At 63.3% G+C, this 338-nt stretch carries 1 pseudogene; it reads left to right on the plus strand.

From position 1 onward, the window contains the following. Window positions 1–185: pseudogene (locus tag KVT32_RS29275) on the plus strand (tungsten ABC transporter substrate-binding protein); the annotation flags it as partial. Window positions 186–338: the final 153 nt, after the last annotated feature.

Raw genomic sequence — 338 nt, forward strand, 5'->3', positions numbered from 1 at the left:
ATCCGAAGATGTTCAACCCCTACGGCATCATCGCGGTCAATCCGCAGAAGCACAAGGAAGCCAACTACAAGGGCGCGATGCAGCTGGTCGAGTGGATCACCTCGCCCGAGGGTCAAAGCCTGATCGGCGCCTACAAGGTCGACGGCCAGCAGGTGTTTTTTCCATCATATAAAGGTGGGCAGTAGCAGGGCATTGCCTGCCGGCTAGGCGACGCCGCCTGCCGGCGGGCTGTGTCACACTGGCATGCCATCGAACGACACGCAGGAGGAGCATCATGGCAAACCAGAACCAGCCGGGCCGGCAGGCCCAGCCCGACGCGCAGCAGGCGGGCCAGCCGC

The organism is Achromobacter sp. GbtcB20 (assembly GCF_019091095.1).
Classification (GTDB): Bacteria; Pseudomonadota; Gammaproteobacteria; order Burkholderiales; family Burkholderiaceae_B; genus Achromobacter; species Achromobacter mucicolens.